The organism is Tardiphaga sp. (assembly GCF_041424195.1).
In the GTDB taxonomy this organism is placed as follows: Bacteria; Pseudomonadota; Alphaproteobacteria; order Rhizobiales; family Xanthobacteraceae; genus Tardiphaga.
In genome coordinates this window covers 12,817-35,031 of sequence record NZ_JBGMOE010000066.1, presented here as the reverse complement: position 1 = coordinate 35,031, position 22,215 = coordinate 12,817, and the positions used below count along the sequence as shown (strand labels likewise).

19 protein-coding genes are annotated in these 22,215 nt (G+C 61.5%); 11 read left to right on the top strand and 8 right to left on the bottom strand.

From position 1 onward, the window contains the following. Positions 1-14: 14 nt before the first annotated feature. On the bottom strand, positions 15-1,232 hold the full coding sequence (locus ACEK02_RS10525) for an MFS transporter (RefSeq protein WP_371421654.1): 1,218 nt from the start codon (positions 1,230-1,232) through the stop codon (positions 15-17). 85 nt (positions 1,233-1,317) lie between these two features. Further along, the gene (gene tyrS / locus ACEK02_RS10520) at positions 1,318-2,568 is read right to left on the bottom strand and encodes a tyrosine--tRNA ligase (protein WP_371421653.1); all 1,251 of its coding nucleotides are present in this window, start codon (positions 2,566-2,568) and stop codon (positions 1,318-1,320) included. A 158-nt stretch (positions 2,569-2,726) separates the two neighbouring features. Between tyrS and ACEK02_RS10515 the strand changes: the two genes are divergently transcribed. Further along, positions 2,727-3,836 (top strand): anhydro-N-acetylmuramic acid kinase, encoded by a 1,110-nt coding sequence (locus ACEK02_RS10515; protein ID WP_371421709.1) that lies wholly within the window; start codon positions 2,727-2,729, stop codon positions 3,834-3,836. Positions 3,837-4,147: 311 nt separating this feature from the next. Beyond that, a complete protein-coding gene (locus ACEK02_RS10510; protein ID WP_371421652.1) occupies positions 4,148-5,665 on the top strand; it encodes a porin in 1,518 nt (505 codons plus the stop codon). Positions 5,666-5,760: 95 nt separating this feature from the next. Here the strand turns inward: ACEK02_RS10510 and ACEK02_RS10505 are convergent, their stop codons facing one another. Beyond that, complete coding sequence (locus ACEK02_RS10505; RefSeq protein WP_068736626.1) at positions 5,761-6,408, bottom strand: alpha/beta hydrolase; 648 nt, start codon at positions 6,406-6,408, stop codon at positions 5,761-5,763. Between the two features lie 316 nt (positions 6,409-6,724). Here ACEK02_RS10505 and ACEK02_RS10500 point away from each other — a divergent pair, with 316 nt between their 5' ends. The 8 genes from ACEK02_RS10500 to ACEK02_RS10465 all read left to right on the top strand — a co-directional run bounded on the left by ACEK02_RS10500 (position 6,725) and on the right by ACEK02_RS10465 (position 14,512). Next, positions 6,725-7,891: a cysteine desulfurase family protein gene (locus ACEK02_RS10500; RefSeq protein ID WP_371421651.1), complete on the top strand. Its 1,167-nt coding sequence runs from the start codon at positions 6,725-6,727 to the stop codon at positions 7,889-7,891. Positions 7,892-7,999: 108 nt separating this feature from the next. Next, positions 8,000-9,481: a Fe-S cluster assembly protein SufB gene (gene sufB / locus ACEK02_RS10495; protein ID WP_371421650.1), complete on the top strand. Its 1,482-nt coding sequence runs from the start codon at positions 8,000-8,002 to the stop codon at positions 9,479-9,481. 154 nt (positions 9,482-9,635) lie between these two features. Then, entirely contained in the window at positions 9,636-10,394 is a 759-nt protein-coding gene (gene sufC / locus ACEK02_RS10490) for a Fe-S cluster assembly ATPase SufC (RefSeq protein WP_371421649.1), read from the top strand. 11 nt (positions 10,395-10,405) lie between these two features. Then, positions 10,406-11,725 carry a Fe-S cluster assembly protein SufD gene (gene sufD / locus ACEK02_RS10485; RefSeq protein WP_371421648.1) on the top strand — a complete coding sequence of 440 codons (1,320 nt, stop codon included), beginning with the start codon at positions 10,406-10,408 and terminating at the stop codon, positions 11,723-11,725. Continuing rightward, the gene (locus ACEK02_RS10480) at positions 11,722-12,969 is read left to right on the top strand and encodes a cysteine desulfurase (protein ID WP_371421647.1); all 1,248 of its coding nucleotides are present in this window, start codon (positions 11,722-11,724) and stop codon (positions 12,967-12,969) included. Before sufD ends, ACEK02_RS10480 begins: the two co-directional genes overlap by 4 nt. Continuing rightward, positions 12,966-13,367, top strand: a complete 402-nt coding sequence (locus ACEK02_RS10475; protein WP_371421646.1) for an SUF system Fe-S cluster assembly protein — start codon at positions 12,966-12,968, stop codon at positions 13,365-13,367. Before ACEK02_RS10480 ends, ACEK02_RS10475 begins: the two co-directional genes overlap by 4 nt. A 62-nt stretch (positions 13,368-13,429) precedes the next feature. Beyond that, a complete protein-coding gene (locus ACEK02_RS10470) occupies positions 13,430-13,840 on the top strand; it encodes a HesB/IscA family protein (protein WP_371421645.1) in 411 nt (136 codons plus the stop codon). Between the two features lie 198 nt (positions 13,841-14,038). Then, entirely contained in the window at positions 14,039-14,512 is a 474-nt protein-coding gene (locus tag ACEK02_RS10465; protein WP_371421644.1) for a TfoX/Sxy family protein, read from the top strand. 129 nt (positions 14,513-14,641) lie between these two features. Here ACEK02_RS10465 and ACEK02_RS10460 read toward each other — a convergent pair whose 3' ends face one another. From ACEK02_RS10460 to ACEK02_RS10440, 5 genes are all read right to left on the bottom strand, one after another. Further along, positions 14,642-15,709, bottom strand: coding sequence for a GGDEF domain-containing protein (locus ACEK02_RS10460; RefSeq protein ID WP_371421643.1), 1,068 nt, complete (start codon positions 15,707-15,709; stop codon positions 14,642-14,644). A gap of 123 nt (positions 15,710-15,832) precedes the next feature. Next, positions 15,833-17,350 carry a DEAD/DEAH box helicase gene (locus tag ACEK02_RS10455; RefSeq protein WP_371421708.1) on the bottom strand — a complete coding sequence of 506 codons (1,518 nt, stop codon included), beginning with the start codon at positions 17,348-17,350 and terminating at the stop codon, positions 15,833-15,835. A 347-nt stretch (positions 17,351-17,697) separates the two neighbouring features. After that, complete coding sequence (locus tag ACEK02_RS10450) at positions 17,698-19,074, bottom strand: MFS transporter (protein ID WP_371421642.1); 1,377 nt, start codon at positions 19,072-19,074, stop codon at positions 17,698-17,700. A 117-nt stretch (positions 19,075-19,191) separates the two neighbouring features. Next, positions 19,192-19,806 (bottom strand): TetR/AcrR family transcriptional regulator, encoded by a 615-nt coding sequence (locus tag ACEK02_RS10445; RefSeq protein WP_371421641.1) that lies wholly within the window; start codon positions 19,804-19,806, stop codon positions 19,192-19,194. 370 nt (positions 19,807-20,176) lie between these two features. After that, positions 20,177-20,485: a hypothetical protein gene (locus tag ACEK02_RS10440; RefSeq protein ID WP_371421640.1), complete on the bottom strand. Its 309-nt coding sequence runs from the start codon at positions 20,483-20,485 to the stop codon at positions 20,177-20,179. A gap of 229 nt (positions 20,486-20,714) precedes the next feature. Between ACEK02_RS10440 and ACEK02_RS10435 the strand changes: the two genes are divergently transcribed. Next, positions 20,715-22,214: a caspase domain-containing protein gene (locus ACEK02_RS10435; protein ID WP_371421639.1), complete on the top strand. Its 1,500-nt coding sequence runs from the start codon at positions 20,715-20,717 to the stop codon at positions 22,212-22,214. Position 22,215 lies beyond the last annotated feature (1 nt).

Genomic DNA, 22,215 nt, shown 5'->3' with positions numbered 1-22,215 from the left:
GAGAGGTTTGGGCGCTATTGGCGCAATGCTGGGACGATGAGAAACGGGATCATGCCGATCACGACGCTGATCAAGGCAAAGGCGAGCAACGAGTTATAGCTCTGGGTCCAGTCATGCAGCAGGCCGCCGGTCCATGACCCAATTGCCGATCCAAGCCCGCTGCCGAAAGTGATCGTTCCGTAAATTGTGCCGACCCGCTTGCCGCGAAAGATCTTCATCGCCGTCGCTGTCAGAAGCGGTCCGCGCGAGCCAATCATGCTGCCGAAACAGACGACGAAGCCAGTAAGCAGCGCATAGTTCGGATACCATTGAAGCAGCCAGAGCATGACGATGCCGAGGAGCGACAGGCTGTAGCTGAACAGAATGGATGGCCGTCGACCGATCACGCCGTCGAGCCAGCTGACGCCGAGCATTCCAAACAGCAGCACCACCCCGCTGAAGCCCCAGGCGGTTGCCGCCTGCAGCGGCGGGAAACCGACATCGATCAGATAGGCGACGACCTGCGGCGAGATCGCATACATGCCGATGGCGGTGAAAAAGAAGGTCCCGAACAAGGCCCAGAATGCATGATGACGCATGGCGCCAATCAGGGTCCAGCCCTCGTCAATGAGCGTCTCGCTGGTCTGCGGCTTCTCGAGATGCGGTGAGCCTGCGCCGAACCTGCGCCACGGCAGAAACAGCAAGGGCACCAGCAGCGCCAGGACGCCAAAGCCGAAGATGCGATAGGCGCCACGCCACTCGAAGTGATCGATCAGCAACTGGGCGATAGGAAGCATCAACAACACGCCTGCGCCGGTTGCCGAATACACGACGGACATGGCGGTCGGCAGCCGCTTGCCGAACCAGCGTCCGAGCAGCAGCGAGTTCGGCACATTGCCGATACATGCTATTGCGAAACCCAGGCAGAGACCGAGTGCGAGCTGAAATTGCCAGAGTTTCTCTGCATAGGCTGCCGCGAGCAGCGAGCCACCAAGCAGGGCGATGCCGGTCAGGAACACAGTACGCGGACCCGAGCGGTCGAACAGCCGCCCGACCAGCGGTCCCGCAAGGCCGACGCAGAGCGCGATGAGTGAATAGATCGAGACGACCTCGGCGCGGTCCCAGCCGAAGGATTGCGAGATCGGGAGCAGAAAGACAGTGAAGCTTTCCTGCAGGCCGCGTCCCAGCACGGACAACGTGAAACAGACACCGAGAACAGTCAGTCCGGTGCGTTGGGACGTCTTCAAATCCATCTGGCTTCTTCTTCACGGCGTTTACGACAGCTACGCCATGGAGCGCGTTTCGCAGTGCATGAACAAGTGCGCCAGACGAATGTGGCTATGCAGGCTTGAGCAGGATGTGCCGCTTTTTCCCGAGCGAGAGCTTGATGACGCCTTCCGTCAGCAGCGCGGGGGTCAACATCATCTTCTCGTCGGTGACCGCAATATCGTTGACGCGCAAGCCGCCGCCCTTGATCTGCCGCCGCGCTTCGCCGTTCGACGCGACGAAACCGGCATTGACGAAGGCCGCGAGGACGCCGACGCCTGCTTCAAGTTCGGCTTGCGGAATATTGACGGTCGGCAAGCTGTCGGCGAGCGCGCCCTCCTCGAAGGTCTTGCGTGCCGTCTCAGCAGCGGCATTTGCTGCATCGCGGCCGTGCACCACTGCCGTCGCTTCGGTGGCGAGGATCTTCTTCGCCTCGTTGATCTCCGAACCGCCCAAGGCCGCGAGCTTGGCGATTTCGTCGAGCGGCAGGCGCGTGAAGACCTTGAGGAAACGGCCGACATCGGCGTCTTCGGTGTTCCGGAAGTACTGCCAGAAGTCATAGGGGCTGAAGAGATCGCCATTGAGCCAGACGGCGCCGGAGGCCGACTTGCCCATCTTCTCGCCGGACGATTTGGTGAGTAGCGGTGTCGTCAGCGCGTAGAGCTGCGGGCCGCCCATGCGGTGGCTGAGGTCGACACCATTAATGATGTTGCCCCACTGGTCGGAGCCGCCCATCTGCAGCAGCGTGCCGTAGCGGCGGTTGAGCTCGACGAAGTCGTAGCCCTGCATGATCATGTAGTTGAATTCAAGAAAGGACAGCGACTGGTCGCGGTCAAGGCGCAGCTTCACGCTGTCGAAGGACAGCATGCGGTTGACCGAGAAGTGGCGGCCGACGTCGCGCAGGAATTCGACATAGTTCAGCTTCAGCAGCCAATCGGCATTGTTGACCATCAATGCGTCGGTCGGACCGTCGCCATAGGTCAGCATCTTGCCGAAGATCTTCTTGATGCCTTCGATGTTCTCCGCGATCTTCTCGACCGTCAGCAATTGTCGCTGGTCGTCCCGGAACGACGGGTCGCCGACCATGGAGGTGCCGCCACCCATCAGCGTGATCGGGCGATGCCCGGTCTGCTGAAACCAGTACAGCATGGTCACCGAGATCAGGTTGCCGATATGCAGACTGGTCGCCGTGGCGTCATAGCCCACATAAGCCGTGACCGGTCCCTTGCTGCAGGCGGCGTCCAGCGCCTCGGCATCGGAGACCTGATGGATCAGGCCGCGGCTCTGCAGGACGTTGAGAAAATCGGACTTGTAGGTGGTCATCGGTTTACGGCTCGGTTGGGATAATTTTACGCTGTCTCAATGGATTGGCGGCAAGGTGGAACGCGTGCTGGCCGCCCCAAAGTGCCTGTGGCATTATAAGATTGGACGCTTCGACACAAGTTTTGACCCCAAAATGAGGGCTTTGCCGCGTGCCTGATATGCTGACCGCGATCGGCCTAATGAGCGGAACCTCGCTGGACGGGGTCGATGTCGCCCTGATCGAGACTGACGGCGAACGGGTCGGGTCGTTCGGCCCGTCGGGGTATCGGCCATATAGCGAGGCTGAGCGTGTCGTGTTGCGGCAGGCGCTGGCCGAGGCCGTGCAACTGAGCCGGCGGGATATCAGGCCGGGCAGTCTGGCCGAGGCGGAGCGGATGGTGACATCGGCCCATGCCGAGGCCATTGAGGCGTTTCTGACTGATCACGGCATCGCACGTGACAGCATCGACATCGTCGGCTTTCACGGACAGACCGTGTTGCATCGTCCCGCCGATCGACTCACCGTACAGATTGGCGACGCGGCTAGTCTGGCCGGGATGGTCGGTCTGCCCGTGATCCACGACCTGCGCGCGGCTGACGTGGCTGCGGGCGGGCAGGGAGCGCCGCTGGTGCCGGTCTATCACCGCGCCTTGGCGCAGGGACTGCATCGCGACGGACCCATTGCCGTGGTCAATATCGGCGGCGTGTCCAATGTGACTTACATTGATGCGGATATCGCGTTGATTGCCTGCGACACCGGTCCGGGCAATGCGCTGCTCGATGACTTCATGTTGCGCGCGACGGGGCAGCCGTTCGATGCGGATGGCGCATTGGCGGCGCAGGGTCGCGTCGATGATGCGTGGATCGCGAAGGGATTGCAGGATCCGTTCTTTGCGGCAGCACCGCCAAAATCGCTCGATCGTAATCACTTTGCGGCACTGGTGCTGGAAGACGTTACGCCGGCGGACGGCGCAGCGACCTTAACGGCGTTCACCGCTGCGACCATCGCCAGCGTTGCGCCGCTATTGCCCAAGCCGCCGCTTAGCTGGGTGATTGCTGGCGGGGGCGCACGCAATCCGACGATGCTGAATATGCTGCGGCAGCGATTGCCTGCTGCGACAGTCGAGAGCGTAGATGTGCTGGGCTGGTCCACCGATGCGATGGAGGCGCAGGCTTTTGCATTTCTGGCAGTGCGTTCGCTCTTGGGCTTGCCGTTGAGCTATCCGGCAACAACCGGTGTGCCGAACCCGATGACGGGTGGCGTGAAAGCGGACTATCTCGCGAGCTAGTGCGAAGTTTGCCGTAACTTGGACCTTTCGACTCACCCAACGAATCAAGTTGATCGCGACCGACGGCGTCTATGCTTGTTGCCGCCGCGGACACGAATGCGTGAGGGCATCGCCGAATCCTGTGATGAGTTCGGTACCGAAATGCCGCAGCTTGCCAATTATGTTGCCTAAAGCACACAGCCGGAAAATGATGCTGCGACAATCGACCGCGCTCATTGTTTCGCAATGTGATCTTCCACAACTCTGCCTCATGAGTGGCGCGCCCGAGACTATCGGCGTGCCGATAAGATCGGTCTGGAGGCGATGTGACCATGATGAAGCGAATGATACTTGGCTCAGCGGCAGCGTTGCTGGCAGCGAGCAGCGCGCAGGCGGCGGACCTTCCGGTGAAGGCCAAGGCTGTCGAATATGTAAAGGTCTGCTCGATCTACGGTGCCGGCTTTTACTACATTCCGGGTACCGACACCTGCATCAAGATCGGCGGCGCCATCCGGCTCGATACGACCATCAATGGCGGTCCGTACGACGCGCCGTTCTGGCAGGGCGGCGCCGGCGGCAATAATCTCTGGACCAAGGATTATTACCTGACCCGCGAGCGCATCAACATCACGACCGACACACGCACGGCATCGGAATATGGTGTGGTTCGTACCTATGCAAACATACAGCTCGATTTCACGCAGAACCGCGAGAGCATCGCTGGTGGCTTCACGGAAGTGGACTTTGCGTTCATTCAATTTGCCGGCTTCACCTTCGGCAAGGCTGTGTCGAACTTCGATCCGCAATGGGCGCTGACCAAGCCCTGGATCTCATCCGGCTTCCTCGCCGGTTCGAGCAATACGACGGGCATTCCGCAGATCGCCTACACGGCCGAGTTCGGCAACGGCTTCTCGGGCACCATCGCGCTTGAGAATGCATCGCCCTATCGCAATGCAGGTCTCTACAACACCGCGAACTTCATCGTCGCGCCAGGCGCTGGGTCGTTCACTGGTGCATTCTACGGCAACAATTCGAATACGTTCTTCGGCAACGCCACGGGCGGCAATCACATTCCCGATGTCGTCGGCAATCTGCGGCTCGATCAGAAGTGGGGCTCGTTGCACTTTGCTGCAGCAATGCACACGTCGACGGCCGGCTTCTACGGGGCAAATGAACTCACTGGGCATCCCGATGATGCCTACGGTTTTGCGGTCAGCGGAGCGGTGGAATTCAAGGTCCTGCCGACCGGCGCCAACGATAGCCTGAAGATCGAAGCATCCTATGCCAAGGGCGCGGCACGTTACGCCTTCACCGGCGGATCGCTCGAAACCTCCGGCGGCGGTCGTTTTGCCAAGTTCGATGGTAATACGGTCGGCTTTGGCTACGTGCTCGATGGCGTCTACTCGCCGGGCGGCTCGATCCAGCAGAGCGACGCATGGGAAGTGAGTGCCTTCTATGAGCACTACTGGAACGCGGCGTGGCGCACCTCGGTGTTCGGCAACTACAGCCATATTTCCTATGGCGATGCCGGCAACGCGTTGCTGGCAGCGGCGTTTGGTCCGGCTGGCGGCCGCCTGGGAACGAGCAGTTCGTCCAATACGGGCTCCACTGCCGGCAGCATCACCGGCACGACCAGCAATTTCGATTTCGGAATAGCGCAGGTCGGTACCCGTACCGCCTGGACCCCGGTCAAGAATCTGACCCTCTCGGCTGAGTTCACATATACGCGCCTCGATCAGAATCTCGATGGCACCTATACGGGCACGGCCACCGGCAAGCCTAATCAGGCTTACCAGATCAAGGATCAGAACCTCTATAACGGCTCGGTCCAGATCCTGCGTTCGTTCTGATCCCAATCAGGACCTGAAACGAAAAAGCCCTCGGCCAGATCTGGCCGAGGGCTTTTGTTTAGGAGTCTCGAAGAGACCCGGCGCGGCCTCAGGCCTCAGCGAACGTTGGCAAGACGCATGTCGAGATAACCGGTGACCGACTCCATCAGCGGCTCGAGCTTGTTGTCGAAGAAGTGGTTGGCGCCCGGAATGATGTGCTGATCGATCACGATGCCCTTCTGGGTCTTCAGTTTCTCGACCAGCGTATTGACGTCCTTCGGCGGCACGACGGCGTCCTTCTCGCCGTGCACGATCAGGCCCGACGACGGGCAGGGTGCGAGGAACGAGAAGTCATAGAGATTGGCCGGCGGCGCGATCGAGATGAAGCCTTCGACCTCGGGGCGGCGCATCAGGAGCTGCATGCCGATCCAGGCGCCGAACGAGAAGCCGGCGACCCAGCACGCGCGGGCTTCGGGATTAATGGTCTGTGCCCAGTCGAGCGCTGCCGCTGCGTCCGACAACTCGCCGGTCCCGTGGTCGAACGAGCCCTGGCTGCGACCGACGCCGCGGAAGTTGAAGCGCAACACCGAGAAGCCGCGGTGCACGAAGGCGTAATAGCACTGGTAGACGATCTGGTGGTTCATCGTGCCCGCGAATTGCGGATGCGGATGCAGCACCATCGCGATCGGCGCGTTCTTCTGCTTGGCCGGATGATAGCGGCCTTCGATGCGGCCTGCGGGACCGGTGAAAATGACTTCGGGCATAGTGATCCTTAGGTCCCGTTATTGGCGTGATCAGCCGGTTTCGCGCAGGGCTCGGCGAGAATGGCTCGGAGGCGACCCTGCGAGGAAGGGCGATCTGGCGCCGTCGGGTAAGAGCGGGCGGCGCCGGGTGAAGTTGAGGCCGCGTTCTACCATGAGCGTAGGGGCGAAAAGCAAGCATATTGAACGCCTCGGCGGTTCTGAGATGCGCTTCGATGGGCGCTTTTGGCGGCCAGTTGGGCTAAGAGTGATGTTGATGAGCATCGGATAAGGTCCGATTCCGCCATCGAAGCTCCAAGCCCTTCAGGATAAAGAAAAATTGGCCAAAGACCGGGTCTATCTCGACTGGAATGCAACCACTCCGCTGCGCCCCGAGGCGCGGGCGGCGATGGCGGCTGCGTGGGATCTCGTCGGTAACCCGTCATCGGTCCACGCCGAGGGCCGTCAGGCCCGTCGTGTGGTCGAGGATGCCCGTTCGGCGGTCGCTGGCGCGGTGGGGGCAGATTCGCGGAACGTGGTGTTCACCTCGGGCGGAACCGAAGCCAATGTGTTGGCGCTGACCCCCGGGCTGGTGCGGAAGCCGGGCGTGCCCGTACGGCGGCTGATCGTCTCCGCGGTGGAGCACGCCTCGGTGCTCGCGGGCGGGCGCTTCGCCGATGGAGATCTCCAGGTGCTGGGCGTGGACCGCCAGGGCGTCGTGAAACCGGATGAGTTGCGGGCGATTTTGGCTGATGAGGAGCCCTCGCTGGTTTCCGTGATGCTGGCGAATAATGAAACTGGTGCCCTTCAACCGATTCCTGAGCTTGCCGGCCTCGTGCATGAGGCCGGCGGCTTGCTGCACGTCGATGCGGTGCAGGCGCTCGGTAAGATATCAATTAATATCAGTCAATTGCAGGCTGATCTTCTATCGATTTCTGCACACAAGATCGGGGGGCCCAAGGGCGTCGGTGCGCTGATCCTGGCTAGTGGCGTCGCGGGGCTCGATGCGTTGCTCCGCGGTGGCGGACAGGAGCTCGGCCGCCGGGCGGGAACCGAAAACGTGCCCGGAATCGCCGGCTTCGGCGCCGCTGTGATGGCCGCAATGGCGTCGCTTGATGACATGAAACGGGTCGAAAAACTGCGTCAGCGGCTTGAGGCGGGCTTGCGGCAATCCAGCAACGGACTTGTGTTTGCCCAAGACGTGCCGCGTTTGCCCAATACGGTCCTGTTCGGCGCCCCCGGCTTGCGGGCCGAGACTGCCGTGATTGGATTTGATCTCGAAGGTATCGCGGTATCGTCGGGGTCGGCCTGTTCCTCTGGTAAGGTGCAGCCGTCCCACGTGCTGGAAGCCATGGGTTTCGGGCCGGAACTGACCCGGGGTGCCGTGCGTCTCAGTCTGGGCTGGTCGACCACCGAAGCGGATGTCGATCGATGCCTGGAGGCTTGGCGAAAGCTCTCGGGTACACTACTTAAACATAGCGACGAAACACAGCTTGAACGGTTCTAAGAGGGGTGATTTCCCCGCGGGAACATCGTAAAGAACCCCGACAAGCTTTGAGTTTCACGTTTCTGGATTGATCCACCGCGGTCCTTGAAACCGCGAGCGGAGGATAAAATGGCTGCCGTACAAGAGACCGTCGATCGGGTTCGCCAGATCGACGTCGATCAATATCGTTATGGATTCGAGACCATCATCGAATCCGAGAAGGCCCCGAAGGGTCTCTCCGAAGACACCGTCCGCTACATCTCCGCCAAGAAGAACGAGCCGGCATGGATGCTGGAATGGCGTCTTGAGGCGTATCGCCGTTGGCTGACCATGGAAGAGCCGAAGTGGGCGCGGGTCGAGTATCCGAAGATCGACTTCCAGGATCTCTATTACTATTCGGCACCGAAGCCGAAGAAGACCATCGGCTCGATCGACGAGATTGATCCCGAGATTCTCGAAACCTACAAGAAGCTCGGCATTCCCCTCCGAGAGATCGAGGCGCTGGAAGGTGTCGTTCGGCCCGAGGGTGAGCGCAGGATTGCAGTCGACGCCGTGTTCGACTCGGTGTCGGTCGCGACCACATTCCAGAAAGAGCTGAAGCAGGCCGGCGTCATCTTCATGCCGATCTCGGAAGCCATCCGCGAGCATCCCGATCTGGTGAAGCAGTATCTCGGCACGGTCGTGCCGACCTCGGATAATTTCTATGCCACGCTAAACTCGGCCGTGTTCTCGGACGGGTCGTTCGTCTATGTGCCGCCGGGCGTTCGCTGCCCGATGGAACTGTCGACCTATTTCCGTATCAATGAGCGCAATACCGGTCAGTTTGAGCGCACGTTGATCATCGCCGACAAGGGCGCGTATGTCAGCTATCTTGAAGGCTGTACCGCGCCGCAGCGCGACGAGAACCAGCTGCATGCGGCTGTCGTCGAGCTGGTCACGCTGGACGACGCCGAGATCAAGTATTCGACGGTGCAGAACTGGTACCCCGGCAATTCCGAGGGCAAGGGCGGCATCTACAATTTCGTCACCAAACGCGGCGACTGCCGCGGTGATAACTCCAAGATCTCCTGGACCCAGGTCGAGACCGGTTCGGCGATCACCTGGAAATATCCGAGCTGCATCCTGCGCGGCGACAATTCGCGCGGCGAGTTCTATTCGATCGCGATTTCGAACGGCTATCAGCAGGTCGATAGCGGCACCAAGATGATCCATCTCGGAAAGAACACGACGAGCCGGATCATCTCCAAGGGCATCGCTGCGGGCAAGTCGCAGAACACCTATCGCGGCCTCGTCACCGCGCATCGCAAGGCAACGAACGCACGCAACTTCACGGCCTGTGACTCGCTCCTGATCGGCGATCAGTGCGGCGCGCATACGGTGCCGTATATCGAGGCGAAGAATGCCTCGACGCTGTTCGAGCACGAGGCGACCACTTCGAAGATCTCCGAAGACGTGCTGTTCTATTGCATCCAGCGTGGCCTGTCGCAGGAAGAGGCCGTGGGCCTCGTAGTGAACGGCTTCGTCAAGGACGTGTTGCAGCAGTTGCCGATGGAATTCGCAGTCGAAGCACAGAAGCTGATTTCGATCTCGCTTGAGGGATCGGTGGGCTAAGTCCCGCCATCGCGGTTGGCCGCACTGCGGCGCTTCCAGGATGTCGGCAAAATTAAAACCATCCTTAGAGGCTCGTCGCGATTGGCGAGCACTCCAGCCTGAGCCCAAGCGCGTTCAGGCGAGGGTGACGATGATGATCAAAGGATAGAGACTGATGACCGCATTGCTTGAAGTGAAAGACCTGCAGGTTCGTGTCGAGGATCGCGAGATTCTTCATGGGCTGACGATGACCGTGAATGGCGGCGAAGTGCATGCCATCATGGGGCCGAACGGTTCGGGTAAATCCACACTCAGCCATGTCATCGCCGGCAAGCCGGGTTATGAAGTGACCGGCGGCGAGATCCTGTTCAAGGGCGAAGACCTGCTGGAAATGGAGCCCGACGAGCGCGCGGCCAAGGGCGTGTTCCTGGCGTTCCAGTATCCCGTGGAAATTCCCGGCGTGACGACGATGAACTTCCTGCGCACCGCGGTGAACGCACAGCGCAAGGCGCGCGGCGAATCCGAATATCTGGTGCCGGATTTCCTCAGGAAGGTCCGCGAAGTCGCGGCCTCGCTGAACATCCCGATGGATATGCTGAAGCGCGGCGTCAATGTCGGCTTCTCCGGCGGCGAGAAGAAGCGCAACGAAGTGCTGCAGATGGCGCTGTTCCAGCCGAGCCTGTGCATCCTCGACGAAATGGACTCTGGTCTCGACATCGACGCGTTGCGCGTCGCGGCAGACGGCGTCAATGCACTGCGCAGCCCGGATCGCGCCATGGTGGTGATCACCCATTACCAGCGCTTGCTGAACTACATCGTGCCGGACCATGTGCATGTGATGTCAAAGGGCCGCGTCGTGAAGAGCGGCGGCAAGGAATTGGCGCTGGAACTCGAAGAGTCCGGTTACGCGCAGTACGAAGAAGCGGCGGCCTGAGTGAGACAATCATGAATGTAGCTCTCGCAAAGACGACAACGGGCGCAGTGCTGGACGGCACGTTCGCCGCTGCGCGCGGCCGGTTGCCGGGTGTCGGCACGGTGGCCGAAACGCGCCAGCAGGCGTTCGACGATTTCGCGCGCACGGGTCTGCCGACCCGGCGCATCGAGGAATGGAAATATACCGACCTGCGCAACCTGCTGCGCGATGTGGCGCCGCTTGCGCCGGCACCGGATCAGGCTGCGTTGGCACAGGCTGCCAAGATGGTCGAAACGCTCGGCACGGGCGATACGCAGAAGCTCGTCATCGTGGACGGTGTCTTCGCTGCGGGCCTCTCCGATCTGACGTCGGGCGGCGGCGTGACCGTGCATGCACTCAGTGCCATGCTCGACGACGCCACCAGTGCGACGCGGGCTGATCTGCTGCGCTCGCGCGTCGCAGATCCGATGATCGCACTGAATGCCGCCTTCGCCACCGACGGCATGCTGGTCGATATCGCTGACGATGCCGCTCCGGCCCGGCCTCTGCACATCGTACATGTCGCGACACGCCCGGGCGTGGCGGCATTCACGCGGTCGCTGGTGCGCATCGGCAATCGTGCGCGTGTGACGCTGGTCGAGAGCTTTGTCGCGACAGAGACCGCGAAGTCCTATCAGGCCCATGACGCTGTCGTGATCTGGATTGGTGACGATTCCGATCTGCAGCATGTGCGCGTGATGGAAGACGCCGGCGATGCCGCGAATATCGCAACCGCCATTGTCACGGTCGGTGCACGCACCAAGTTCAACACCTTCAGTCTGACCACTGGCGGCGGCGTCAGCCGCTACCAGAGCTTCATCACGCTGGCTGGCGTGGACTCGGAGCTGTCGACCAATAGCGTCCACTTGCTGCGCGACAAGCAGCATGGCGACTGCACCTTCGTGATCGAGCATGCGGCTCCGAATTGCCTCAGCCGTGAGCTGTTCCGCGCTGTGCTCGACGATCGCGCGCATTCGGTGTTCCAGGGCCGCATCAATGTCCATCAGATCGCGCAGAAGACCGACGGCAAAATGATGTCGCGGGCGCTGCTGCTGTCCGACGAGGCCGAGATCGACAACAAGCCCGAGCTCGAGATATTCGCTGACGACGTACAGTGCGGCCATGGTGCGACCATCGGCGCCCTGGATGACAGCTTGCTGTTCTATCTGCGGGCTCGCGGCCTGCCGGAGAAGGCTGCACAGGCGCTGCTGATCCAGGCATTCGTGGGTGAAGCGCTGGAGTCGATCGTGAATGACGATCTGCGTGACGTGGCGATATCGGCTGCGGAGCGCTGGCTGGAGACGCGCGCATGACATTACATCCCGCGGTCTCGAACGGGTCGTATGACGTCGCTCGCGTCCGCGAGGATTTTCCGGCGCTTGAGATGAAGGTCTATGGCAAGCCGCTGGTCTATCTCGACAACGCGGCGTCGGCTCAGAAGCCCTATGCCGTGCTCGATCGCATGACCGAGGCCTACAAGTCCGAATATGCCAATGTGCATCGCGGACTGCATTACCTCGCCAATGCGGCGACGGAGGCCTATGAGGGCGCGCGCATCAAGGTGCAGCATTTCCTCAATGCGAAGCGCCCGGAAGAAATCATCTTCACCCGCAACGCCACCGACGCGCTGAACACTGTCGCGGCGGCGTGGGGCGGCGAGAACATCAAGCCGGGTGACGAGATCGTGCTCTCGATCATGGAGCACCATTCCAATATCGTGCCGTGGCACTTCCTGCGCGAGCGTCAGGGCGCCGTCATCAAATGGGCGCCGGTCGATGATGAAGGCAACTTCCTGATCGACGAGTTCGAGAAGCTGCTGACCGACCGCACCAAGATCGTCGCCATCACCCAGATGTCCAATGCGCTGGGCACGCTGGTTCCGGTCAAGGACGTCGTGAAGCTCGCGCATGCGCGCGGCATTCCCGTCGTGGTCGATGGCAGCCAGGCTGCTGTTCACATGCCGATCGACGTGCAGGACATCGACGCCGACTTCTACATCTTCACCGGCCACAAGCTGTACGGGCCGACCGGCATCGGCGTGCTGTATGGCAAATATGACCAGCTGGTCGCGATGCGGCCTTATGCCGGCGGCGGCGAGATGATCCGTGAAGTGGCGAAGGAGTGGGTCACCTATGGGGATCCGCCGCACAAGTTCGAGGCCGGCACGCCCGCCATCGTCGAAGCCATCGGCCTCGGCGCTGCCATCGATTACGTGAATTCGATCGGCAAGGAGCGGATCGCTGCGCATGAGCACGACCTCCTGACCTATGCACAGGACCGGCTGCGCGAGATCAATTCGCTGCGCATCATCGGCACCGCCAAGAACAAGGGACCGGTGATTTCGTTCGAACTGAAGGGCGCACACGCCCATGACGTGGCGACGGTGATCGACCGGCAGGGCGTTGCTGTCCGCGCTGGGACCCACTGCGTGATGCCGCTTCTGGAGCGATTCAATGTGACGGCCACGTGCCGTGCATCATTCGGAATGTATAATACCCGCGAGGAGGTCGACCACCTCGCACAGGCGCTGATCAAGGCACGGGAGTTGTTTGCATGAGTGACATTGCAGAAGCCAAAACGCCGGACGCCACCCCCGAGGCTGAGAAGCCTGCTCACATGCAGACCACCTCGGCGCTCGATCCCGCCGAAACCGAACGTCTGGGCACCGAGATCGTCGCCGCGCTGAAGACCGTGTTCGACCCGGAAATTCCGGCTGACATCTACGAGCTCGGCCTGATCTATAAAGTCGACATCAAGGACGATCGCTCCGTTCAGGTCGAGATGACGCTGACGACGCCGAACTGCCCGGCGGCAGAAGAATTGCCGACCATGGTGGAGAACGCCGTGGCCAGCGTGCCGGGCGTCGGCCTGGTCAAGGTCGATATCGTCTGGGAACCGACCTGGACGCCGGACCGGATGACTGACGAGGCCCGTCTTGTCCTGAATATGTGGTGATGGTTGCGTCTGGTTCGTTGAAGCGAGATTTGCGGCCTTGAATGGCCGCCAGGACTGAACACATGACTGAGATGACACCGAACCCGACCATACCGGCTGCCAAGCCGAAGCCGCGACCCCGTCCGCAGGTGATGCGGCTGACCGATGCTGCCGCGACGCGGATCCAGGAGCTGACCCAGCGCGCCGATTCAGAAATCGTCGGCCTGCGCGTGGGTATCAAGAACGGCGGCTGCGCCGGCCAGTCCTACACTGTCGAATATGCCCACGACATCAAGCCGACCGACGAAATCGTCGAGGACAAGGGCGTGAAGATCCTGGTCGATCCCAAGGCCGTTCTGTTCCTGCTCGGCACCGAAATGGACTACAAGACCGACCGCATGCAGGCCCAGTTTGTGTTCAACAACCCGAACCAGATCTCGGCCTGCGGCTGCGGCGAGTCCGTGCAACTGACGCCGGCGAAGATCGACGGCTGAGACTTCGGTCGTCGGGCTCTTAAGACCCAACACCCTTCAAGCGGAAGCGCTGTTGTGCCCGGACCTGATCCGGGCATCCATCTTTGTGCAACCTTGCAAAAAGCAAGCTGGATGGCCGGATCAAGTCCGGCCATGATGTAGGGAGAGCGAGCGGATTGGACGCTTCCGCAATCGCGCGCCCCGTCCTACACTTCGTCCATGGACCGTGATTTCCTCAGTGAGCTTTTCGCCGGCTTTGGCCCGGTGACGATCCGCCGGATGTTTTCCGGCTTTGGCGTATCGGCCGATGGCATCAACTTCGCGCTGGTGTTGCGCGGTGCGATCTATCTGCGCGCCGACGAAAACTCGATCCCTCGCTTCGAGAGCGAGGGCTCGCAATGTTTCCAATATGAGATGCGCGGCAAGCTGCGGATGGTTGGATCCTACTGGCGATTGCCGGAGCGGCTCTATGACGATCCCGATGAAGTCACCGAATGGGCAAGGGGCGCGCATGCCGCAGCGATTCGTGCGTCGCTGGCAAAGGCCAGCAAGAAGCGGACGGTGAAGAAGACGACAGCGAAGGTCGTGAACAAGATCGCAGCGAAAAAGAAAGCGGCGAAGAGGACTGCGGCCAAGAAGGTCGTGGGCAAGACAGCGAATAAAGTCGCAAAGAAGCGCAGGTCCCCGTCCTGAGGAGCCGCGCGTTTGCGCGGCGTCTCCTTGCGAATGGTGAAGCCATTCGCTGGGGATGGCCACAGGCGCCAGCACGTCAGTTCGCGTTTCGAGACGCGCTCTTCATCATGAGGACGGAGTGCGGGGGCATCACGCCACCTGAAACTGCAGCTCCGCCGAATATTCCGGATCGAGTTCGCAGATGACGCGGTTGCGGCCATTGCGCTTCGCGGCATAGAGACAAGCATCGGCACGGCCGATGAGCGATTCCGTATCGTCGCCGATCTGCAGCATCGAGACGCCGACTGAAATCGTGACGCGTCCCAGGATCTCGCCAGTCGATTTTTTCTTCAGTTCCTTTGACATCACGGCGCGGCGGATGTGATCGGCGACGGTGAGCGCCTGGCGCAGCGGCGTGTTCGGCAGCACCACGGCGAATTCCTCGCCGCCATAGCGCGCGGTGATATCCTGCCCCTTGATGGTCTGCTTCAGCGACTGACCGACAAGGCGCAGCACCTGATCGCCGGTGAGATGGCCGTAATTGTCATTGAAGGACTTGAAGTGATCGATGTCGAGCATCAGCAGCGACAACGGTTCGCCGCGCTTCACCGCGGTATCGATTGCCGCCATCAGCGCACGGTCGAAATACTTGCGGTTGCCGAGCGCGGTGAGGGGATCGGTCAGGCTCTCGGCGCGGATCGCCTCGAGGCTCTGTTGCAACGTGTAGACCTCGCTCTTCGAGGACAGTAGCCGCTCTTCCAGCGCCTTGTTGGTGTCGTGTACTTCACGGGTGGATTTGACGAGCCTCTCGATCACGGCCTTCACCGCAACAGGATCGTGCGCCCGCGATAATTCCTTACTGGCACCATCCAGACTGGCATTGAAGTTCGTCGTCATGCCCAACGCATCGGTGATGAGCGCCATCACGTCGTCGATCTCGCCGATAACGCGGGCGCCGACCTGATCGATGCGATCGGTGGTGCGAATCTGCGAGAGATAAGTGTCGTGAATCTGGTCGAGGTCGGCTTCGGTCAGGCGGCCATTGCGGGCCAGCGTCTCATTGATGACCTTGTTGAGCGCCGAATTGTAGCCAGTCGCGTAGACGTACCAGATCTCATAGTTGCGCGGAATCGCCGTCTGGCGCAGGGATCTGATTTGGCCCAGCGCGACTTCGGCAAAGGCCAAAGTCCGCTCTTGTTCGTCCAGGATGCCGGTCACGTTCTGTGCCCTCGTGGACAGCGGCTATGCGCCGTCCTCTGAAATGCAAATTTGTTAAAAATATCGCATTCAGATTAGGGGACGAGAGTGAACGGCACGTAAACGCTTCTGGCGGGGCACTACCTATGCGCGTGCTCGGATGGGGCGCAACAAAAAGGCCGGAAGGTGCGAATGATCCGCCGGTTCGTTGTCCTCGCGGCGCGGGCGTGGCGCTTCGGCGCGGCCGATCGACGGCGGGCGCTGCGCCTGAGGAGCGGCGACCACCGGTGCAGCGAAAGCGGCTTCGGCGGCCTGCGGCTGCGGGCTGCGCTCGCCGCCTTCCGAACGACCACCTTCACCGCGCGGGCCACGCTCACGGCGCGGCTTGCGATCCCGTCCACCTTCACGGGGCTGATCTTTGCGATGACCGTCGCGGCTGCCGCGCGGATGTTCGGCATTGGCTTCGCGATTGCCGGTGCGGTTGCGCGACTGGCGCGGCGCCTCGGCGGTTTCGCCTTCGACAGGCTCCACGACAGCGACGCTGGATTCGATCTTGGGAATGGACTGGCCAATCAGCTTCTCGATGGCCAGCATCGACTTCTGGTCGGCGGGCGCCACCAGCGAGATGGCGGTGCCGAGGCGGCCGGCGCGGCCGGTACGGCCGATGCGGTGCACGTAGTCGTCGGAGTGATGCGGGACGTCGAAATTGAAGACGTGGCTGACGGCGGGAATATCGAGGCCGCGGGCGGCAACATCGGAGGCCACCAGGATCGGCAATTCGCCCTTGCGGAATTGATCGAGCGCGGCAAGTCGGGCCGACTGCTCCATGTCGCCGTGGAGGGCGCCGACGGCAAAGCCATGCTTCTGCAGCGACTTGGCGAGCAGCGCGACTTCACGCTTGCGGTTGCAGAAGATGATTGCGTTCTTGAGGTCGGTGGCTTCGCGGATCAACGAGCGAAGTACTTCGCGCTTCTCGTGCGGCTCGCGGCCGACGTTGACTTGCTGCTGGGTGATAGTAACCGCGGTCGAGGCAGGTTTGGAGACTTCGATCTTCACCGGGTTGTGCAGGAAGGTCTCGGTGATGCGGCGAATTTCCGGCGGCATGGTCGCCGTAAAAAAGAGGGTCTGACGAGTAAACGGCACCAGCTTGCAGATGCGTTCGATGTCGGGGATGAAGCCCATGTCCAGCATGCGGTCGGCTTCGTCGATCACCAGCAATTCGACGCCGGTGAGAAGCAGTCCGCCGCGCTCGGTATGGTCGAGCAGGCGGCCCGGGGTGGCGATCAACACGTCGACGCCGCGGGTGAGCTTGGTGTCCTGATCACCGAACGAGACTCCGCCGATCAGCAGCGCCACGTTGAGCTTCTGGCCGACGCCGTATTTGTCGAACTGCTCCTTGACCTGTGCGGCCAGTTCGCGGGTTGGTTCGAGAATGAGCGTGCGGGGCATGCGGGCGCGGGCTCGGCCCTTTTCCAGCATGGTCATCATCGGGAGAACGAAGGCAGCGGTCTTGCCAGTGCCGGTCTGGGCGATGCCGAGCACGTCTTTGCGCGCCAGCACATGAGGAATCGCCTGTTCCTGAATGGGGGTTGGGGTGGTGTAACCGGTGGCCGCGACTGCGGCGAGAACCTTGTCGGACAGGCCGAGATTGGAGAAGGACATTGAGCCTCTGTATGGGGGCATGATCTGATCCGGTATCCGGATGATCACCGTTCGGAATCACGCCTCAGGTCGAAACCGCCGCTTGGATTCTCGGAAAATACTGCAGCGCTTATCCCCGGAGCGGCACGCAAACATGCACGGAGACGCTGGGCGCTGACAGGCGGCTTACTCAAGATATCGCGTTTCGATACCGGGCCGCGTCGAGCCGGAACATAGGCCGGAATCGGCCAAAGTCAATCCGTCCCCATCTGAAACGGCCGAAAACGCTTAATGTTTACGCATAAATGGCCATAAAAGCTCGTTTTGACGGTCTCCCGCGGCACTTCCCGCGGAGGTCGCGGGGATATCTAGTCGACCGGTTTGCGTTCGCGGCCGGGCGGCCCGGCGATACCGATCAGCGTTCCGCTCACGATGAGCGCGGCCGAGATCACCGTGAACATCGCAATGGCGCCGTGGCTGCCGAGTAGCGGCAGGAGTGCGATCGGTACCAGTGCAGATACAATGCGGCCGAGGCCCCAGGCGCCGGCGGTGGCCGAGGCGCGCAGATGTGTCGGCAGCAACTCCACCGCATAGAGACTGAGCACGGCACTATAGACCGCGCTGGCGAGATTGAAGACGATGCCGGTGACGATGAGCGGCGTCAGGACCGTGCTGATCGCAAAAGTCAGTCCGGTTGCGATCATCACCACGGCGCAGGCGATCAGAGCGAGGCGGCGCGGGATGCGATCGACGAAAGCCGCTGCCGCCGCGATGCCGATCGACGGGCCGAACATTGTGAGACCAGCGAACAGCAGGGATTCACTGACATGGAATCCCTTCTGCACCATCACTGCGGCGCTGAGCAGCGGGAAGCCGATCGTGGCCCAAGGTCCAAGGACATAGAGCGCGGCAAGAAGCGCTGTGCGCCGCAGGCTGATCCGGTCGCGGGCGAGCGCTCGGAAGCCGCTGGATTTGGTTGCAATCGTTTCAGGAGCGGAGATCGCTGGCGGCGATGGCTGACGCGCGGACGCTTCGAAGCGACGGCACGAGACATCAGCCTCGGCGTCGCGTCCGACCGATGCGAGCCAGCGCGGCGATTCCGGCACCAGGAAGAACAGTAGGCCCGTCAGGGTCGAGCACGCGCTGCCGAAGATCAAAGCCCAACGCCAGCCTTCGATGCCCCATGGCGCGATGGGCGTCAGCCAGCGGATCATCAGGATGATCGCTGGTGCACCGAGAAAGGCGAGCGCGCCGCATAGCATCATCAGCGAGCCGCGGCGCTTCGGTGGCAGCAGGTCTGACAGATAGGCCGATGTCAGAGGCGGATAGCCGCCGATGGCGAGGCCGGAAATGAAGCGGAAGGCCGTCATGGTTGCGACATCGCGACTGGCGGCGACGGCGAGTGAACTCAGCGCCAGAACTGCGAGCGCGCTCTGCAGCGCGATCTGCCGACCATAGCGATCCGCAATCCAGCCGAAAACAGGTGCCCCAACGGCGCCGCCGGCAAATACCGACGCCAACAACAGCGATAAATCGCCGCGCGAAATACTGTAAGGCGGCGCAAGGAAGATGCCGGAAAAAGCATTGCTGAGCGCCACTTCGGCGATGTCTGCGAACAGGCCGAAGGCACAGAGCGCAAAGATACCGAGGTGAAGCGGCGAGACTGGCAGGCCGTCCAGGCGTGTCGCAATAGTCGGCACGGCTGCGCTCGCCGGCGCCCCGTGCGTCCGCACCTGGTCGTTCATCTGAAGCCCCGCATCTCACAGCGGTGACGCATTACGCGTCATCCGCAGCCCGCGCGGACCATATGTCGATGGAACTCTATGAGTCGAGAGGGCGAATATGCGGCGAACCGCGGCGTTTCAGATCTGCGTTGGCACTGCCGCGCAGCCATACAGGATCATCTCGCAGGTCTGTCGATAGCGAGCCGAGAAGTCATTCGCCGCGATCGGAGGGAGTGCCTGATTGACTGCCCGTCCACCATCGGCCAGCGCCTGCGCGATCTGTGCAGCCGTGAAACGACCGGTCAGGACCAGCAGTTTGCTGTAGTGGAAATCGACGATCAGCTTTTCCAACTCGGCCTGGAAGGCAATGGCGGACTCGATCATGAGATCGCGGCAGCGCCGAAAGGCTTCCGCATTAAGCTCGACGGTATGCGGCGAGAAGGTCAGCATCCGGCGGGTTTCGCCGTATCTCAGGTCGATGATCGTCGCAAAGATATCGAGTGCGCTGCCGCCGCTTTCCCGGATCTTCTGGCCGGCCTCAAGCGCCTGCGCGATCGCAACCTCGTTGCGATGGGCGACGCTCGCACGAAATGCTTCTTCCTTGTTGCTGAAATAGTAATAGAGCGCGCGCTGCGTGAAGCCGCATTCTCTGGCGAGACCGACCATCGACAGACCGGCATAGCCGTGATCGAGGAAAGCCTGGTTGACCCGAAGCAGCAACTCGTGCCCGGGCGTAATCATCTTTTTTGCCATTGGTCGTCAGGTATCCAGTCGTAGCGGGCTTCGGGCGGGTGATTAAAAACTGCCTGAAATCTTACAGTCTAAAAAATCCCGTCCTCAGATCGCCAAGCTACGGAGGAACGCAAAGTTCCTGAGACGCGCTTCCTAACGTGGTTGCCTGTAGCAGGGGCCGGCTTTAGCAATTGCCCCCCGGATTGGCTCCGGACCTCATGAATTGTCACATAGCACATGTCGGGGCAATCATGTCGATGATTTGCCGCGTAACCCTTATCCACAGGACATCGCGCCGCGCGGTACGTCATCACGCCCGATCGAAAGCGCCCGCCGAGGCGTCCGGAAGCCCACCAATTCCGGCGCGCGTGCGAGGAATACCGCAAGGTGCCTATTTGCCGTAAGTGCCAAGCTGCATCCCGAGATTCTGCATCACGAAAGCATTCATGCGCAGATGCACCTCGCTGCCGCTCTGTAGACGGGCATCGACCTCATATGTCGCTGGATCGACTTGGCGGATCCCGATGATCTGGGTGATATCCAGCACTTCCGGGGTGGTCTGTGCAGGCTTGACGGCAACCGGTGCGCGCTTCGGTTTGGCGGCGGCAGCCGGGGGCTTTACCGCGGTGACGGGGGCCGCATCCTGCGCAAGTGCCATGGTGGGAAGCAGCAGCGCGGCTGCGAGGACGAGTGATTTCACGATGATCTCCAGACTCTGATTGGGCTCGGGCTAGCGGAGATTAAGGCGGAAAATGTGGCAGCGGGGCTGTAATCGGCGGGCAGACGATCTGCCTGAGCAGGCAGGACAAAACGGGTGGTAGCGGCTAGACCTCGGTTTGAACCGGCCGCCCTTCTGCCTCGACCAAGGCAGAGAATCACGCGGTCCAGCCACCATACGGATAATGCGCTGGCGGGGCGGGGATAGAACAATGCGACGGTTTTTGATCCTGCTCGCGGCGCTGGCTGCGGCAGCACTTTCGGCGGCGCCGGCCTTTGCCGCGAAACGCGTGGCGCTGGTCATCGGCAATAATGACTACCGTAACGTGCCGAAGCTGCAGAAGGCTGTAAACGATGCCCGCAGCATGGGCGACGCCCTCAAGGGTCTCGGCTTCAGTGTCATGGTGGCCGAGAACCAGACCCGGCAGGCCTTCAGCCAGTCGTTGCTCGCTTTCGATTCGACGATTGAAAAAGGCGATACGGCCTTTTTCTTTTTTGCGGGCCACGGCTTCGAGATCGCTGGCCAGAATTTCCTGCTGCCGACGGACGTCCCGGCGGCCACCGAAGGCCAGGAAGAACTGGTGCGCGACTCCGCGATCCTTGCCGACCGTATCGTGACGCGCCTGCAGATGCGCGGCGCGCGGACGTCGATTCTGGTGTTCGATGCCTGTCGCAACAATCCGTTCGAGCGCGCTGGCACTCGCGCAGTGGCCGGCAGCGGCGGCCTCGCCCCGATGACAACGCTCCCGGAAGGCGTATTTTCAATCTTCTCGGCAGGGCCGCGGCAGACCGCGCTGGATCGCTTGTCGAACAACGACACCGATCCGAATTCCGTTTTCACGCGCGCCTTCATCAAGGAATTGCAGGAGCCATCGCTGAACCTGGTGCAGGTCGCGCAGCGCACCCGGCGGACCGTCAGTGAGATGGCGGAGACCGTGAAGCACCGCCAGGTGCCGGTGTATTTCGACCAGATGGTCGATGACGTCTTTCTCAATGGTCCGGCGCCCAAGCCGGCCAATGCGCAGCCGGCCGAACCGCTGCAGCAGGTCGCTGCGCTGCCGCCTGTCAACGTTCCGCAACTGCCGCCCGCCAACGATGCGGTGAACGCACCGATCGCCAGCTTCTCGCGCCACAATGGCGGCTGGACCGTGATGTTCTCGATCGCTGATCCGACGCTGGGCATATCCTGGCGGATGGGCGAGGCGGGCAGCTTCCGCGAGACCGGCTTCATGGACACGCTCGATCCACGCACGCGCAAGCGGATGCCGAATCCGGCGATCCAGCTCGATGCCGATGCCGCGGCGGCGACGATCTATCTGCGTTACATCGACGCTAACGGCGAGATGCAGGGCCCGTTTCCGATCCGCTTCGATCCGGAAGCCGCCTTGGTTCGCGACCAGCGCAAGATCCTCGATATGACCGCTGGAAGCTGGCTTGCCTTCGGTGGCTACAACACACCGTTGATGTATTATACGCACCTGATGTCATATCGCTGTGCCATCCGCGAAGCCCGCGTGGGTATCGACAGTGCCGTGCCGGACAAGGTTCTGAAATTCCCGCCCTGCGATCTGCACGACCCGATTGCGACACCATCTGGCGCCGAACCGTATATCAAGATCCCTGCGACCACGAAGTTCGTTTCTGTCGAATTGACCTTCCGCGACGGCAGCGTATCGGAAACCAAGAGCTTTCGACGTTCTGGAAATCGATAAG

What these genes read in the sequence shown, in the direction of transcription:
- ACEK02_RS10525 (WP_371421654.1), bottom strand. Translation starts at nt 1,232, where the DNA reads ATGGATTTGAAGACGTCCCAACGCACCGGACTGACTGTTCTCGGTGTC.
- tyrS (WP_371421653.1), bottom strand. Translation starts at nt 2,568, where the DNA reads ATGACCACCTACAAGTCCGATTTTCTCAACGTCCTGCAGAGCCGCGGC.
- ACEK02_RS10515 (WP_371421709.1), top strand. Translation starts at nt 2,727, where the DNA reads ATGCTGACCGCGATCGGCCTAATGAGCGGAACCTCGCTGGACGGGGTC.
- ACEK02_RS10510 (WP_371421652.1), top strand. Translation starts at nt 4,148, where the DNA reads ATGATGAAGCGAATGATACTTGGCTCAGCGGCAGCGTTGCTGGCAGCG.
- ACEK02_RS10505 (WP_068736626.1), bottom strand. Translation starts at nt 6,408, where the DNA reads ATGCCCGAAGTCATTTTCACCGGTCCCGCAGGCCGCATCGAAGGCCGC.
- sufB (WP_371421650.1), top strand. Translation starts at nt 8,000, where the DNA reads ATGGCTGCCGTACAAGAGACCGTCGATCGGGTTCGCCAGATCGACGTC.
- sufC (WP_371421649.1), top strand. Translation starts at nt 9,636, where the DNA reads ATGACCGCATTGCTTGAAGTGAAAGACCTGCAGGTTCGTGTCGAGGAT.
- sufD (WP_371421648.1), top strand. Translation starts at nt 10,406, where the DNA reads ATGAATGTAGCTCTCGCAAAGACGACAACGGGCGCAGTGCTGGACGGC.
- ACEK02_RS10480 (WP_371421647.1), top strand. Translation starts at nt 11,722, where the DNA reads ATGACATTACATCCCGCGGTCTCGAACGGGTCGTATGACGTCGCTCGC.
- ACEK02_RS10475 (WP_371421646.1), top strand. Translation starts at nt 12,966, where the DNA reads ATGAGTGACATTGCAGAAGCCAAAACGCCGGACGCCACCCCCGAGGCT.
- ACEK02_RS10470 (WP_371421645.1), top strand. Translation starts at nt 13,430, where the DNA reads ATGACTGAGATGACACCGAACCCGACCATACCGGCTGCCAAGCCGAAG.
- ACEK02_RS10465 (WP_371421644.1), top strand. Translation starts at nt 14,039, where the DNA reads ATGGACCGTGATTTCCTCAGTGAGCTTTTCGCCGGCTTTGGCCCGGTG.
- ACEK02_RS10455 (WP_371421708.1), bottom strand. Translation starts at nt 17,350, where the DNA reads ATGTCCTTCTCCAATCTCGGCCTGTCCGACAAGGTTCTCGCCGCAGTC.
- ACEK02_RS10450 (WP_371421642.1), bottom strand. Translation starts at nt 19,074, where the DNA reads ATGAACGACCAGGTGCGGACGCACGGGGCGCCGGCGAGCGCAGCCGTG.
- ACEK02_RS10445 (WP_371421641.1), bottom strand. Translation starts at nt 19,806, where the DNA reads ATGGCAAAAAAGATGATTACGCCCGGGCACGAGTTGCTGCTTCGGGTC.
- ACEK02_RS10435 (WP_371421639.1), top strand. Translation starts at nt 20,715, where the DNA reads ATGCGACGGTTTTTGATCCTGCTCGCGGCGCTGGCTGCGGCAGCACTT.